This is a genomic window from Flavobacterium circumlabens (genome assembly GCF_004345565.1).
In the GTDB taxonomy this organism is placed as follows: domain Bacteria; phylum Bacteroidota; class Bacteroidia; order Flavobacteriales; family Flavobacteriaceae; genus Flavobacterium; species Flavobacterium circumlabens.
Genome location: NZ_SLWA01000007.1, coordinates 125,936 through 139,886 on the forward strand (window position 1 = coordinate 125,936; position 13,951 = coordinate 139,886).

Here is a 13,951-nt window from a genome sequence, read left to right on the forward strand (position 1 = left end):
ACTCATTCCGATTATCAGAATCATAAACAGAAACTGCAGTAATATGAATTTTGTTTTTTTGAATTTCATACGACAAATGTATAAGGCGCAAACGATATAGAAGTACAAAAAAGGGTATCTAAAAATACAGATACCCTTTTTTAAGCCTTGAAAACAGTGGATTTTTTATAGTACGGAGAGTGGTTTTGAAAATTTGTCAGCAAATTGTGACGGAGTTTCCCCGTATCTTTTCTGGAAACATTTACTAAAGTATTTCGGATTGTTGAAACCGACTTTATAACTTACTTCCGAAACGTTTAATTTATTTTGTTCTAATAACTGAGCGGCACGTTTTAATCGTATTTCATGAATGAATTCGTTTGGCGTAAAATTCGTCCAGGCTTTTACTTTTAAAAATAACATCGTGCGGCTAACGCCCAATTCAGAACAGAAAAACGGAATGTCAAATTGTTCGTTAGAGATGTTGTCTTCTACAATTTTGAATGCTTTTTTTAATAATTCCTCATCCAGTGAAGAAACCGTTATTTCTGACGGCACAAAATTGTCTTCACTTGAAAACCTGGCTTTTAATCTTTCTGTGGAATTCAGCAGGTTTTTAACACGGAGCTTAAATTCAGTCAGGTTGAAAGGTTTACTGATATAATCGTCAGCACCGCTTTCAAGGCCTTCAAATTTATATACAAGGGAAGATCTCGAAGTCAGTAAGATGACCGGAATATGACTGGTTTTTAGATTTTCTTTTATTCTGGAGCACAATTCTGTACCCACCATTTCCGGCATAATGACATCGGTGATAATTAAATTAGGAACATGTTGTAAGGCTTTTTCCAAAGCTGTTTTTCCGTTGTCGGCCACAATAATATTGTAGTCTTTTTTGAGGAGATTTTTCATAAAGTTCCGCAATACCTTATGATCTTCCACAAGTAGAATGGATGGTTTTTCGGCATTCACTACAAAATCATCAATATCTTCGGGTTCAGTGGTTCCAACGGTTTCCAGTTGAGCAGTATATTGTTCGATATCATCACTTATTCTGAAATCCTTGATAATTTCTTCTTCCTGCAGATGTGCTCTGCCCATCGGAAGGGTCACGGTAAAAATTACGCCTTCGGATTTTTTATTGACAACATCGATGGTTCCTTTGTGCAGCTTGACAATGTTTTTTACGATCGACAAACCAATTCCGGTTCCTTTATTGTAGTTCTTCTGAACGTTGTTGTGCATCGGAATTTCAAAAAACAAATCGAAAATTTTATCAATATGCTGTGCTGCAATTCCAACTCCGGAATCTTCTACCGCAATAAACAGGTTCTCGTGATCGTGATGTATTTTGATATGGATATTGCCGCCTTTTGGCGTATACCGGAAAGCATTTGAAATCAGATTATAGAAAACACGTTCTAATTTATAGCGGTCAAAGTACACCAGAATTTCCTCTTCTTCCGCTTCAAAAGTATATTCGTAGCCTCCGTCTTTGGCATATTCAATAAAAGACAAAAAGATCTCCCTGGTAAATTTGACAATATTTCCGTTGGCAGATTCGAGCGCCACCTGATGATTTTCGAGTTTCCTGAAATCCATCAATCGGTTGATGAGACTTAAAAGATGATTGGCGCTTCCTTCGATCACCAGCAGCTTTTTGTACATTTCATTTGTCCCGTTATAATCGGCTAATATTTGTTGTAAAGGCCCAAGAATCAGCGTTAATGGTGTCCTGAACTCATGCGAAATATTGGTAAAGAAATCCAGTTTGGCACGATTGTTTTCTTCGATACGTTTGGTTTCAAGATATTCCAGTTCTAATTTTTGTTTCAGTCTGGCTTTCGATTTGATAATCCAAATCAAACCATACAAGCCCAGACCAATCAATATTCCATACAATAAAAAGGCCCAGATACTGCGCCATGGAGCCGGATTTACGGTAACCGTGAGTATAGTGGGAGTGGAGTTCCAAACCCCGTCATTGTTGGCGCCTTTGACTTCAAAAACATAGGTTCCCGGATTCTGAATGGCAAAGATCGCTTCGCTGTTTTTGGTGGTTGTCCAGTTATTTTCCAGACCAGTCAGACGATAACTGTACTGATTGTTTTTGGATCGAATGTAATTTGGAATGGCAAAACTGATCGAAAAATTGGCTTTATCATAATCCAGCGTGATGTCTTTGGTATACCCAATGCTTTTCTCTAATATTTTTGCCGAATCATTGGGATGAATCGTCTGATTTTTAATTTTCAGATTGGTGATTAAAACCTGAGGAGAATATCGGTTAATCGATAGTTTTTTTGCATCAAAATAAGTCGCACCCGACGGGCTTCCGAAGTAGAATTTATTCGAGTCCAGCTTTAAGGAAGAATTGTCATTAAATTCATTACTCGCCAAACCATCTTTCTGATCGTATAAAACCACTTTTTGCTGCGTGATGCTATATTTTATAATGCCCTGATTGGTGCTGATCCATAAATTTTTATCGTCATCTTCTAAGATGGAATGTATAGAAGTAATAATCGTATTTCCGGCTCTTAAATTGATCCGGTTAAATTTTTTACCATCAAAATAATGCAGTCCTTTTGCTTTTGTGCCGACCCAGATTTTGTTTTGGCTGTCCTGAAACAAGGTCAGAATATCGTCTCCAGATAAAGACGGATTGTCAAAAAAGTAATGTTTTACGGCATATTGACTGGGTTTGAAAGTATTCAGTGAAATACAATTCAGGCCATTTTGAGTACCTATCCAAAGCACATTTTTTTTATCGATCAACAGGGTTCGAATGATATTGTTGGTCAGGAAATTGGCTTTCGAAGTATCGTTTCCAATAATTGCAAAGGTTTTGTCAATCGAATTGTATCGGATCAGCCCTTTTCCGAAAGTGCCAATCCAAACGATTCCATTGGCTTCGGTTTTGATCGAATAAACGCCGGTTTCTTTTAATAATTCCTGTAATTCCAGACTAATTCGACTATCTTCAATTCTTTTGGAAAGCGTATTGTAAGCGGATAATCCTTTAGAAAATGTCCCAATCCACAGTATATTATCGGGAGAAAGCGACATTGATTTGATATCGTTTTTATTGTTGTGTCCCGTTTTACTGTTGATGTAACTGGTAGCCGATGTATTTTGGTTGTAAATGGTTATTCCGCCGCCTTCGGTTCCAAAATAGATGTTTTTATTTTTGTCGGTGATGATCGAACTGACGACGTCAAAACTCATCGGAATCTTTTTGGAGTTCTGGTTGTAATTCGAAAAATTGACATTGGAAATATCCCAAATATTTACGCCTTTGTAATAACAGCCAATCCAGACGGAACCTTTTTTATCGACAAAAACCGATTTTACCTTATCAATTCCGTTGTTGTTATTCGTGTTATTGATTTTCTCCAGACTTTTGTCTTTGCCGTAAATATAAATTCCGTCATAGGCGCCAATCCACAAAGCACCTTCATTGTCAATGGCCAGAGAACGAATGTCGGTATGGATTTCCCTGTATTTTTCATCCGGTAAAAAAGAAACAAACCTTTTGGTCGCCTGATCCATTTTTAAGAGTCCTTTGTTTTTGTTACCAATCCACAAATTACCTTCTGCATCTTCTGCAATGGCTTGAACATTCAGGAGAACCGTTTGGTTTAATGGATAGTTTTTAAAGGATAATTTTCCGTTTTTCCGGCTGATCAGTTTGCATAAACCTTTGGTGGTTCCAACCCAGATTTCTCCTTTTTTGGTTTTTAAAATACTAAGAATATTGTTGCTCGCCAATGTGGAAGTATCCGTATCGGAATGAAAAACAGAAGTAAAAAGCTTCGTTTTTTTATTGAAAATACTCAATCCTTTTGAAGTGCCAAACCAAAGTTCTTCTCCTATTTCCCTGATACACCATACGGCATTACTGCTGATGGTGTGATTGGTTTTGTTGTGCAGGTATCTTTTGAACGTATTCGAAACCGGATCATAGCAATTCAGTCCGTTGTACGTTCCCACCCATAATTTCCCGGAATTATCTTCTTCGATTGCCAGAATATCATTGTTACTGATGGTTGTTTTATCAGTAACATCATTTCTAAAAACAGTAAACTTACTGCCGTCATATTTGTTGAGTCCGTCCCGTGTTCCGAACCACATTTGCCCCAGTTTATCCTGATGTATGGCAATAACGGAACTTTGCGAAAGCCCGTCGGTTGTAGAGATATTTTTGAGACGGTATTTATTCTGGGAAAATACATTTCCTGAAATAAAAAGTAAAACCAGAAAAGCTATTTTGTATTTCATAGCATTTTTTTTAGGTGCAAAGGTTGAGAGGTTCAAAGGTTCTTAGTTGCTAAGTTTTAGAGGATCAAAGTGTTGAAGTTTATGTAATCGATTTTTTGTAATAATCACTGCATCTCTGAAACTTTGTTACTCTGTCCCTTTGTCCCTTTGCATCTTTGAACCTGACTTCATTTTAGGCGCTTTTCTAATTGATAGTCATACAAGGAAGGCACTTTTTCCATGGACTGATTTAAAAATTCGACATAAGGATCCGGTTCGTATTTTACTTCGAATTTGGCATTTCCGTTTACACCAATGATTCTCGCAAACGGGCCGTCTTTCATACCATAAAGCAAAACGGGTTTTTGAATTTCTTCCGGATTTATCACTTGCACATTCAGATTCCAAAAAGTGCTGTAAGGCCCGTGTGAAGGTTTCCAGTAATCGGCACCGCCACCACCAAATAGGGCATAGCTGCTATTGCTTTCCGGAGTGATATGGACGGTAATATGATCGAACAAATTCTGATGATTGGCACCGGAATGCTGATCTAAAAGCGGATCGGCGAAGATTTCACAATTCTGGTACACATTTTTAGTCGCAAAAGTATTGAAGCTTAACGGATGAACGGCTTTATTATAAATCTTTAAATTCTTAACCAAAACATTATGAACACCACCCAGAGTTACCGTATAATGCGCCATGTGATTTCCGTCGGTTACAATATCCTGAATCGTTACATTAGCAATTTCTTCTGCCAGAATTCCGCTGTCTGCGTTGGTGATCACAACATCTCTGACCCAGCTGTTAAAAACCCGCGTTAAGAAAATAGCATTGTTTCCCGGTTCAACATGATGTGCCACTCTCGGAATGTCCGGAAAGGTAAAACGCAGCTGTTCGATACCCACTTCGCTCAGATGTTTCCATTCTGTTAATTGTGCCTGATAACCGGCTTTAATGGAGATTGTCAAAGGTGTTTTTAAGGTAATTTTCGAGCCTGAAATCTTGGTAATTTCAACCTGCTGTCTTACAATTGGTAATTTTGGAAATTTCCAGTGGTGTGAACCCGGTTTTACAGGAGCGCCTTTGTATAAATCTTTGATAATTTCACCGTTTTCTCCGTCTTTATTGAACAATTGCAATTCTACAATGTCACCGACTTTTAGTCCATTGACGTCGGAGACAGTTATGGTGTGTTCGCCCATAGTTCCGTTACTGACTTTCGCTAAACTTGTCGGAGCAGGCTCATATTTATCCAGATACGATTTTACACGTTCCCCCGGAATCTGAGTCCAGATAAAACCTCCGGACCAGGCATATTGTGAAAAAGGCAAATCGATATTGTTCTCATTCTCCCGCTGTCTTTTATCGAAAGTGGTCAGGTATTCTCTTAATTCCGCCAGTGACTCAGGATCTTTTAAATACATCATGGGTCTTGGGCAGTAAATCTCTGTGCCGTTAGCACCCGAACCCGCACCGCGAAGTACAAAATTACTTCTTTCGAGATATAAAACAGCACTCAGTATGATTCTTCCGGCCGGCAATTGCAGGATTACATTTCCTTCAACGGCATTGGCTGCGTTGATTGCTTTTAACAGGGCTTTTGAGTCGTCTAAATCATCATTGGCTTTTACGCCAAAATCTGTCGCATTAATAATTTTGTCTTTGGATTCAGGAAGATTGCTTTCTCCAAAATGATAGCCTGCATAGCTAAAATCGGGTAAGTAATTTGTTTTTGAATCCGTAAGTATTTTAGGGATTTGCTGAGCTGTTACAATGCTATAAATAAAAAGACTGCAACATATGAGGATGGTGTGGCGGGTCATGTTTTTGTGGTTTTTTTGTGGTAGTTAGTAAAAGCTGGTATTCTGTGGTTATGTTTCACGCAAAGGCGCAATCCCGAAGCTTCGGGAGCAAAGTTTTTTATGTTGTTTATGTCAGTTTGGTTAAACCTTTAACAAAGGTGTTTCCGCTAAAAAAAATCTATTTAATCTGTGAAATCTTTGGCAATATATTCATAAAGGCCAAGCATTTTGTCATTTCGACTTAAGGAGAAATCACACTAGAAAATTTACACATAAAGTTGCCAATCTTTGTAGCGTTTCGAGTTTGATCCTTCGTTGTCAGAATGACAAGAATATCGATGAACTTTGCTCCAGAGGCTTCGGGAGAAAATTTCATCCATAAAAAATCCTTTTATTCTGTGCAATCTGTGGCTAAAAAAAAATTAAATACTTCTTTTAATCCCCATTTCAAGACCTCTCAATTCGGCAAGTCCTCTTAAACGCCCAATTCCCGAATATCCGGGATTCGTTTTTTTATGTAAATCGTCCAGCATCTGATGGCCGTGATCCGGGCGCATCGGTAAATTACTGCCGTTTCTTTTTTCAACTTCCAGAATGGCTTTGACCACTTCGTACATATCGACATTCCCTTCCAGGTGATTGGCTTCGTAGAAACTGCCTTCTTCGTCTCTTTCGGTACTTCTTAAGTGAATAAAATTCATTTTGTCACCATGACGTCTTACTATTCCTGGCAAATCGTTATCAGCTCTTACACCATAAGAACCGGTACACATTGTAAATCCGTTTGATTTCGAATCTATTGCTGCCATAAGTTCTATCAGATCCTCTTCGGTACTCACAACTCTCGGTAATCCTAAAATCGGGTAGGGCGGATCGTCCGGATGAATAGCCATAAGAACGCCTGCTTTTTCTGCAATGGGAATAATTTCTCTTAAAAAGAAGAAAAGATTATCCTTTAGTTTTTGTCTGTCAATATGATTATATCCACTTAGCGTTACCAGAAAATCTTCCACTGAATATGCTTCTTCTGCCCCCGGAAGCCCGGCCAGAATGTTCTGCTGTAATTTTATCTTATCAGCATCACTCATTGCTTCGAAGTATTTGGTTGCTTTTTCAATCTGTGCCTGTGAATATATTGCTGAGGCTCCCGGTCTTTTCAAAATAAACAATTCAAAGGCAGCAAAGGCATTACTATCAAAACGCAGCGCTTTTGATCCGTCCGGCATTTCATAAGACAAATCGGTTCTGGACCAGTCTAAAACGGGCATAAAATTATAACAGATGCATTTTATGCCGCACAAGGCGAGATTTCGGATGCTTTCTTTATAATTTTCAATGTACTGCAGGTATTTTCCGGTTTGTTTTTTAATGTCTTCATGCACCGGAATACTTTCCACAACAGACCAAACTAAACCTGAAGGGCCTTCTTTGGGATCTCCGTTTTTATGTTCAATTTCGACTTTACGTTTTATTATTTCCTCTATTTGCCATACTTCCCCATTCGGAATATGATGTAGTGCTGTTACAATTCCGGTTGCTCCGGTTTGTAAAATATCCTGTAGGGAAACCGGATCGTTTGGTCCGAACCATCTTAACGTTTGTTCCATTCCATTTTATTATTTGGTAGTTATTTTAAATACTTGTAGCGGCAAATCCTCCATCGACTTTCAGTATGGTTCCTGTTACAAATTTTGACATGTCACTGCATAAAAACAGCAACGCCCCGTCTATATCCTGAGGGGTTCCAAATCGTCCCATTGGAGTATGTTCGATGATTTTTTCACCTCTAGGAGTCAGTTTTCCCTCGGGGGTCAGTAATAAGGCACGATTTTGTTCTCCGATAAAAAAGCCGGGTGAAATCGCATTGACCCTAATTCCTTCGCCATATTTGGAAGCCAGTTCCACCGACATCCACTGCGTGAAATTGTCGATTGCTGCTTTTGAAGCGGAGTAACCCACCACCCGCGTCAAAGGCCTTTGTGCCGACGCTGATGAAATATTGATAATAATTCCTTCTTTCTGTTTTGCGAAAAGTGCAGAGAATACCTGCGACGGAAGCATCGTTCCAATGATGTTCAAATCAACCACCTTTTGCAGATCTTCGGTTTTTAAATCATAAATGGCCTGATCCGGACTGATCGTTGCACCGGGCATATTTCCGCCGGCAGCATTAATCAGAATGTCCAGACGACCGTATTTTTCTACTATTAAATCTTTTGCTTTTTCTAAGTCTTCTTTGTCTAATACATTGGCCTGGATCGCAAATGCTTTTCCACCATTTTTTTCAATTGCAGCAACGGTAATGTTGGCTTTTTCAATGGACTGGGATACGATTCCTGTAATAACGCCTTGTTTGGCCAGTACGTTTGCCATATTGCTTCCGAGTACGCCGGCACCGCCTGTAATAAGTGCAATTTTCCCTTTAAGGTTAAATATTGAATCCATATTGAGTAACTGTTGTTTTATTTTTTTCTGATGGTTTCAATCAAAGACAACACCCTTAAAGTTTCCTTTTCGATGGTATCGTAAGCTTCGTGTTCCATTACTTTTTTACTGATTAGTTTGCTTCCCATTCCAACTGCCGAAACTCCTGCTGTAAACCAGCTTTGAATACTTTGCAGCGTGGTTTCTACACCGCCGGTAGGCATAAAAATAAGGTTTGGAAAAATATCCTTTATACCACTCAGGAAATCCGGGCCTAAGATGTTTCCGGGGAAAAGTTTAATGAATTTAATTCCGGCATTTTCTGCCGTTATAATTTCAGTTGGCGTCATACAGCCCGGTGCGTACAGAACTTCTTTGCTTCTTAGGAAATCGGATACTTCAGCAACAAATCCGGGACTTATAAAAAAATCTGCTCCGATCGTATGAAATTCTTCTGCCTGTTCGATATTTTTTATCGTACCGATTCCTAAAAGCATTCCCGGCATTTCGGCATTTCGGATTTCGACCATTTTCCGGAAATTGGACGCTGCTTCCGGGCCCCTGTTGGTGTATTCGACAGCCTTGATTCCGGATTTGTAAAGTACACGCAGTACTTCGATACTTTTATTTTCATCGGTATTGAAATACAAAGGGAGAATTCCTTGCCGCACAATAACATCTATGGTATTTTGAATAGTATTCATAGCTTATATTTTTACTTTAAAAACAACTTTTTTTAATAATCCTTCGCCAATCATGGCGGCGTGTACATCTTCCGGAAACAGGATGGTAAACTGTTTTTCCTGCAATTGGAAAAACATATCGGGTGCATCATGAAAAAAACGAACGTCCTTTTCGTCACTGTAATCTCCGTTTGGACTGGTACATTTTTCTCTCGGTTTCCAGGCAAAAGTTTCAGGTCCTTTTACAGAAATCTGAATGTCGATATTTTGATCGTGGCATTCAAAACCTTTTATACTTTCTTCTCTGGGGGTTCCTTCGCCTGCAATTACAATTATTTTCAGGCCTTCCGTAATTTGAAAAGCGCCTTCTTCCAATTTAGAGAGATCGTTTTGTTCTGCGTAATCAAAAGCTTTTTTAAAATTCGGATGCAGGCTGTAATATTTTTTGGCGTTATGTAGGGAATCTATTATCATTTTGTTTGTTTATAGTTTGTTGTTTATGTAGTGATTAAAACGGATTTTCTGTTTTAAAGCCGGGGTTTTGTGTTTTTCTCGTGTACGCACACGGTTTTTTACAAATGTATGTAAAAACTAAACTCAAACCACTTATCTTTGATAAAAAAAATTAAATTTACACGCTTACCAAACTTTTTTAACTTAAATACAAAGAATATCATAACGATTAAAAAAATAGCAGAATTGGCCAATGTTTCTCCGGGAACGGTTGACAGGATTATTCATAATCGGGGGCAGGTGACGCAGGACAATGTCGATAAAGTAAATGCGATCATTGAAAAATACGGCTACAAACGCAATATCCTGGCGAGTAATCTGGCATTGAATAAAAAATTTCATTTTGCCGTCTTTTTACCCAAGTACGAAAATCTCGAATATTGGAAAAGCCAGATTGTCGGAATCGAAAAAGCGGCAATTGAATTTCGGAAATTCGGCGTTGTACTGGATTATTTTTTCTACGATTTTGACATCGCTTCTTTTAAGGAATCTGTCCAAAAGCTATTAAATTTTGAATGCGACGGATTATTGTTTGCGCCTATATTTTACGAAGAATCTATTCGTTTTTTAAAGGAATTTGAAAAAAAGAATATTCCGGTGGTCATGATAGATTCTAATATTGACAGTAATCAGCAGCATGCTTATGTTGGGCAGGACGCTTTTCAGAGTGGTTATCTGGCCGGAAGACTGATTAGCTTTGCGGTGAAAAACGAAAGACAGGTGCTGATTTTTAAAATTACCCGGGAAATTGAAAGCACTTCGGTTTATCTGCAGCGTATCGACGGATTTTATTCTTTTTTTAAGGATCACGGGGAACTGAATAATTTTAAGTTCTCAGAAGTGACGATTAAAGATTCCGGAATTGATCAATTGAATATGGAGCTATTTTCGGGTGTTAACAGTGTTTTTGTACCTAACTCAAGAGCTTATATTGTAGCCCGGTTTTTAGAAAAAAACAATATAAAGGGTATTCGTATTATTGGTTACGATTTACTCAAAGAAAATATCGAATATTTAAATAAAGGAATAATTGATTTTTTAATCAATCAAAGACCTGAAGAACAGGGGTATATGGGAATCAATCATTTGTACAGAAAAAGGGTCTTGCAGGAAACAGTAGAAAGCACCCATTATATTCCGCTGGAAATCATTTTAAAAGAGAATTATTTTCCTGCGAAGAAAACAGTTTAGCACGGTTTTATCTTAATTTAATTAAACCCGACAGGTTTTTTAAAACCTGTCGGGTTTAAATTATTCCTTCACTTTAAAAACCAACGGATTATTTATTTTTTTAGCAAACGAACTTAAGTACGTTTCCCAATCTTGTTTCGTCTTGAAAGGGCTTCCTTTTTTCCATCCAAAACCCGCGTAGTAAACTACTTTATGTTTTTTTACGTTTAAATTTCCATACAGATTACTCAAATCTGTTTCCTCCGTAAGATGATTGTCGAAAGCAGTCAGAGTACCTTGTGGAGCCACAAGACCAGTTCCGATTTCAGAGTCGTCGATAGGTTCCCAATGGCTCAGCCAGCCTTCTTCTATATTCGTTCCAATCGTGCCTTTTTTATCGTGAAGTGTTATTCCGGCAGCGATGTTTTTGGTACCCTTAATAGAAATTTCAAAACGGGAAAGATAACTTCCGTAATCCAGGCTGATTAATTTAGATTCAGTTATTTTATGCCCATTTGCATCCCACTTGGCATAAGTCAATATAAAACTGGTTCTTATCGGGCCTGTTGTAATGGTTTTCCAGCTGATGAAATTTTTAGAGAAATAATATTTTCCTTTTGCATTTACAGCAATTCCTCCAATTCCGCGGCTGTCTCCCACATGAAAGTTATCTAAACCTTCACCAGTATCTTTGTGGTAGGTTCCGGTTCCTAAAGTTGCTTTTTCGTACCATTTATTGATAATCGGATAGTCGACTCTTTTTAGCCAGGCATCAATTCCACTGGTAAGTGTTCCACCCGGAATTTTGTCTTCCACCATTTTTTGCGCCACGGGACCGTAAGTCCTGAAAGCCACTTTGTTGTTTTCCCAGGCATAATCGTCGGTGCGTTCCGGAACAAATCTCGAATAGCAATTAATGTTTTTGGAGTCCGCAGCATCCGATGGCACAATTTCATACTCTTTTTCAGAAGAAGCATCTATTTTGGGCTGAAACAAGAAAACATCAGCGATTCCGTCTCCGTCATTATCGACAGATTGACTTTCCAGAGATAAACCGGACTTTTTTTCTTTCACCGCATAATTTTCAAGTTTAGCAGAAGAAGGGAGTCCAAGTGATTTTTTGGTTAATTCGACAGTTTCAAATTCACGATCTACAGGGAGGGAATTGGTAACCGTAATAATTTTATTTTGAGAATGAAGGACAAAACTACTTGCCAGAATCGCGGTGAATAAAAGGTGTTTTTTCAAAATAGTATTGTTTTAATTTATTTAAAAGGCAATTGTTTTATGAATTATAAATTTACAAATCAATTAGTAGAAAGAAATACAAAATTGGGGTAAAAATGTACAGAAAACCCGAAATGAAAGTATTAAGATTAAAAAGTTTGTAATTGTAATTTATGAAAGATAAAGTATTTATCTTTATGTAAGTGAAAATTGAACAATAATCTCCATGAAACAAAGCGCCGGCATATTACTCTACAAATTCATAGATAAAACCATTTATTTTTTATTGGTTCATCCGGGAGGTCCATTTTGGAAGAATAAGGATTTAGAAAGCTGGTCAATTCCGAAAGGTGAATTTTCAGCCGATGAAGATCCCTTGCTTGCTGCCAAGCGTGAATTTAAGGAAGAAACCGGTTTTGAACTGGAAGGTGAATCAGACGATTTTATTGTTCTGGAATCGGTAAAACTCAAATCAGGTAAAATGGTTTTTGCATGGGCTTTAGAATTTGACATTGATGTCACTTTGGTAAAAAGCAATGAATTCGAAATGGAATGGCCTCCCAAATCCGGAACTATAAATAACTTTCCGGAAATTGATAAAGCGGAATGGTTTCAAACCGACGAAGCATTACAGAAAGTAAACCCCGCACAGGCTGATTTTATAATACAGATAGTTTCAAAAATTTCTTCTTCACTCTAATATTTACCCGCCATAGAGAATATTTTTTGTAAATTACATTCTTGTTTTCTGATGAAAGGGAGCAGATTAATTAAAAAGGTAAATAAAAAATATGGAAGTTAAATGTATAATTTTCGACTGTGACGGCGTTCTGGTAGATACTGAAAAAATAGGTAATGGAATTTTACTTGAAATGGCAGCTGAACATGGTTTTGAAATGAAATTAGAAGATGCGTATCGTGATTTTAACGGACGGAATTTAAAAGAATGTTTTTTACATATAGAAAGTGCCATTGCAAAAAAACTACCTGAAAATTTTGAAAATGAATACCGTCAAAGAAGCTTTGAAGCCTTCAGAACACAGGTAAAACCTATGGAAGGCGTACTTTCGTTTCTGAATAGCTTGAAAATCCCATATTGTGTGGCGTCCAGCGGTCCGGTAGATAAAATCAGACTGAACCTTGAAGTTGCAGGATTATTGGATAAATTCGAAAATAAAATATTCAGTTCTTACGAGATTAACAGCTGGAAACCTGATCCGGGAATATTTCTGCACGCCGCAAAAGAAATGGGTTTTGAAGTAGAAGATTGTATTGTAGTCGAAGACAGCAAAGCAGGAGTAGCGGCAGGAAATAAAGGAGGTTTTAAGGTCTACGGTTTTGCGAATGGCTATAACGATGAAGATTTACAAAAGGAAGGTGCGATACTTTTTAGTAGTTATGAGGAGTTAGGGACTCTGATTGGAGTTTAGGTTTCAGGTTTTCAGGTTTTCAGGTTTTCAAGTTTCAAGTTTCAAGTTTCAGGTTTACAGTCTCAGTCTCAGTCTCAGTCTCAGTTTTCAGTTTGTGCGGTAGCTTTGTCATTTCGACCGAAGGGAGAAATCACACTAGAAGCTCCGTACCAACAGTCAAAAATCTTTGTCGAATTATGACTGTGATTTCTCCCTTCGGTCGAAATGACACAATTGACCATAAAACATTGTGATTTCTTTAAAATAATTTGGCTTTGGAAAGTTTAGGTCAGCTAGTCCATTTCAAACCTTAAATATCACATCCCACATTTTACACCCACACATTCCAAAAATTATCTCATCATCACATTTTCTAATTCTCTCATTACCCAATTGATATATGAATGTAATTTGTTACAATAAAATAAATTTTTATATATTTGAATTTAGATATTCGTTTTTTTTACGACTTAAAATACTA

10 protein-coding genes are annotated in these 13,951 nt (G+C 37.7%); 3 read left to right on the forward strand and 7 right to left on the reverse strand.

What is annotated here, in order from left to right:
• Nucleotides 1-165: 165 nt before the first annotated feature.
• From EV142_RS17015 to EV142_RS17040, 6 genes are all read right to left on the reverse strand, one after another.
• Nucleotides 166-4,260: a two-component regulator propeller domain-containing protein gene (locus EV142_RS17015; RefSeq protein WP_132037039.1), complete on the reverse strand. Its 4,095-nt coding sequence runs from the start codon at nucleotides 4,258-4,260 to the stop codon at nucleotides 166-168.
• A gap of 167 nt (nucleotides 4,261-4,427) precedes the next feature.
• Nucleotides 4,428-6,065 (reverse strand): hypothetical protein, encoded by a 1,638-nt coding sequence (locus EV142_RS17020; protein ID WP_132037040.1) that lies wholly within the window; start codon nucleotides 6,063-6,065, stop codon nucleotides 4,428-4,430.
• A gap of 401 nt (nucleotides 6,066-6,466) precedes the next feature.
• The gene (gene uxuA, locus EV142_RS17025; protein ID WP_132037041.1) at nucleotides 6,467-7,651 is read right to left on the reverse strand and encodes a mannonate dehydratase; all 1,185 of its coding nucleotides are present in this window, start codon (nucleotides 7,649-7,651) and stop codon (nucleotides 6,467-6,469) included.
• 25 nt (nucleotides 7,652-7,676) lie between these two features.
• Complete coding sequence (locus EV142_RS17030) at nucleotides 7,677-8,489, reverse strand: SDR family oxidoreductase (RefSeq protein WP_132037042.1); 813 nt, start codon at nucleotides 8,487-8,489, stop codon at nucleotides 7,677-7,679.
• 17 nt (nucleotides 8,490-8,506) lie between these two features.
• A complete protein-coding gene (locus EV142_RS17035) occupies nucleotides 8,507-9,172 on the reverse strand; it encodes a bifunctional 4-hydroxy-2-oxoglutarate aldolase/2-dehydro-3-deoxy-phosphogluconate aldolase (RefSeq protein WP_132037043.1) in 666 nt (221 codons plus the stop codon).
• 3 nt (nucleotides 9,173-9,175) lie between these two features.
• Entirely contained in the window at nucleotides 9,176-9,625 is a 450-nt protein-coding gene (locus EV142_RS17040; protein WP_132037044.1) for a YhcH/YjgK/YiaL family protein, read from the reverse strand.
• Nucleotides 9,626-9,763: 138 nt separating this feature from the next.
• Between EV142_RS17040 and EV142_RS17045 the strand changes: the two genes are divergently transcribed.
• Nucleotides 9,764-10,855 carry a LacI family DNA-binding transcriptional regulator gene (locus tag EV142_RS17045; protein WP_238698749.1) on the forward strand — a complete coding sequence of 364 codons (1,092 nt, stop codon included), beginning with the start codon at nucleotides 9,764-9,766 and terminating at the stop codon, nucleotides 10,853-10,855.
• 60 nt (nucleotides 10,856-10,915) lie between these two features.
• Here EV142_RS17045 and EV142_RS17050 read toward each other — a convergent pair whose 3' ends face one another.
• Nucleotides 10,916-12,082: a DUF4861 family protein gene (locus EV142_RS17050; RefSeq protein WP_132037045.1), complete on the reverse strand. Its 1,167-nt coding sequence runs from the start codon at nucleotides 12,080-12,082 to the stop codon at nucleotides 10,916-10,918.
• A 205-nt stretch (nucleotides 12,083-12,287) separates the two neighbouring features.
• On the opposite strand from EV142_RS17050, the gene EV142_RS17055 reads away from it, so the two are divergent.
• Both EV142_RS17055 and EV142_RS17060 read left to right on the forward strand, forming a co-directional pair.
• Entirely contained in the window at nucleotides 12,288-12,761 is a 474-nt protein-coding gene (locus EV142_RS17055; RefSeq protein WP_132037046.1) for an NUDIX domain-containing protein, read from the forward strand.
• Nucleotides 12,762-12,852: 91 nt separating this feature from the next.
• Entirely contained in the window at nucleotides 12,853-13,491 is a 639-nt protein-coding gene (locus EV142_RS17060; protein ID WP_132037047.1) for an HAD family hydrolase, read from the forward strand.
• The last annotated feature ends 460 nt before the right edge of the window (nucleotides 13,492-13,951 follow it).

Bases quoted from the DNA above. Each gene is read 5' to 3' on its own strand.
- EV142_RS17015 (WP_132037039.1), bottom strand. From the start codon at position 4,260: ATGAAATACAAAATAGCTTTTCTGGTTTTACTTTTTATTTCAGGAAAT.
- EV142_RS17020 (WP_132037040.1), bottom strand. From the start codon at position 6,065: ATGACCCGCCACACCATCCTCATATGTTGCAGTCTTTTTATTTATAGC.
- uxuA (WP_132037041.1), bottom strand. From the start codon at position 7,651: ATGGAACAAACGTTAAGATGGTTCGGACCAAACGATCCGGTTTCCCTA.
- EV142_RS17030 (WP_132037042.1), bottom strand. From the start codon at position 8,489: ATGGATTCAATATTTAACCTTAAAGGGAAAATTGCACTTATTACAGGC.
- EV142_RS17035 (WP_132037043.1), bottom strand. From the start codon at position 9,172: ATGAATACTATTCAAAATACCATAGATGTTATTGTGCGGCAAGGAATT.
- EV142_RS17040 (WP_132037044.1), bottom strand. From the start codon at position 9,625: ATGATAATAGATTCCCTACATAACGCCAAAAAATATTACAGCCTGCAT.
- EV142_RS17055 (WP_132037046.1), top strand. From the start codon at position 12,288: ATGAAACAAAGCGCCGGCATATTACTCTACAAATTCATAGATAAAACC.
- EV142_RS17060 (WP_132037047.1), top strand. From the start codon at position 12,853: ATGGAAGTTAAATGTATAATTTTCGACTGTGACGGCGTTCTGGTAGAT.